1 rRNA gene is annotated in these 1,596 nt (G+C 47.5%); it reads right to left on the bottom strand.

What is annotated here, in order from left to right:
- Positions 1-51: 51 nt before the first annotated feature.
- Positions 52-1,578: ribosomal RNA gene (locus tag HMPREF2782_RS09190) — 16S ribosomal RNA — on the bottom strand.
- Between the last annotated feature and the right edge of the window lie 18 nt (positions 1,579-1,596).

Genomic DNA, 1,596 nt, shown 5'->3' with positions numbered 1-1,596 from the left:
TTTCAAAATTTCTTTTGGGTAAAAGTCAGCGTACCGACTTTTTACTCTTAGAAAGGAGGTGATCCAGCCGCACCTTCCGATACGGCTACCTTGTTACGACTTCACCCCAGTTACTGACCCTACCTTCGACTGCTGCGTCCATAATGGTTCGCTCACAGGCTTCGGGTATTGCCAACTCCCATGGTGTGACGGGCGGTGTGTACAAGACCCGGGAACGCATTCACCGCGACATTCTGATTCGCGATTACTAGCAACTCCAACTTCATGTACTCGAGTTGCAGAGTACAATCCGAACTGGGACAGACTTTGTGAGTTTCGCTTCAGATCGCTCTTTCGCTGCCCTCTGTATCTGCCATTGTAGCACGTGTGTAGCCCAAGTCATAAAGGGCATGATGATTTGACGTCGTCCCCACCTTCCTCCGGTTTATCACCGGCAGTATCGCTAGAGTCCCCAACTTAATGATGGTAACTAACGATAGGGGTTGCGCTCGTTATGGGACTTAACCCAACATCTCACGACACGAGCTGACGACAACCATGCACCACCTGTATTACAGTTGACCGAAGTCATAGAAAATTATCTCTAATTTTCGCCGTAATATGTCAAGACTTGGTAAGGTTCTTCGCGTTGCGTCGAATTAAACCACATGCTCCGCTGCTTGTGCGGGTCCCCGTCAATTCCTTTGAGTTTCACACTTGCGTGCGTACTCCCCAGGCGGAGTGTTTAATGCGTTAGCTGCGGCTCCCAGATTATTCCAAGAACCTAACACTCATCGTTTACAGCGTGGACTACCAGGGTATCTAATCCTGTTTGCTACCCACGCTTTCGTACCTCAGCGTCAGATGATGACCAGAAAGTCGCCTTCGCCACCGGTATTCTTCCTAATATCTGCGCATTTCACCGCTACACTAGGAATTCCACTTTCCCTTTCATCTCTCAAGCCTAACAGTTTTAAAAGCTTTATATAGTTGAGCTATATTATTTCACTTCTAACTTACTAGGCCGCCTACGTACCCTTTACGCCCAATGATTCCGGACAACGCTCGGTCCATACGTATTACCGCGGCTGCTGGCACGTATTTAGCCGGACCTTATTCTTATGGTACTGTCATTTTCATCCCATAAAAAAGATTTTTACAACCCGAAGGCCTTCTAAATCACGCGGCGTCGCTGCATCAGGGTTTCCCCCATTGTGCAAAATTCCCCACTGCTGCCTCCCGTAGGAGTTTGGGCCGTGTCTCAGTCCCAATGTGGCCGTACACTCTCTCAAGCCGGCTACTGATCGTCGCCTTGGTGGGCTTTTATCTCACCAACTAGCTAATCAGACACAAGTCCATCTTACACCGATAAATCTTTGGTCATTTTATCATGCGATAAATTGACGTTATAGGGTATTATTCTTCGTTTCCAAAGGCTATCCCCTTGTGTAAGGCAGGTTACTCACGTGTTACTCACCCGTTCGCCACTAATCCACTTAATTTCATTCCGAAGAAATCAGCTAAGTTTCATCGTTCGACTTGCATGTGTTATGCACGCCGCCAGCGTTTATCCTGAGCCAGGATCAAACTCTCAATTATTGTTTGATCTTGACTTTT

The sequence above is a fragment of the Anaerococcus sp. HMSC068A02 genome (assembly GCF_001811125.1).
Lineage (GTDB): Bacteria > Bacillota > Clostridia > Tissierellales > Peptoniphilaceae > Anaerococcus > Anaerococcus vaginalis_C.
Note: the sequence above shows the minus strand (reverse complement) of the source record. Positions and strands in the feature narration are given on the sequence as shown.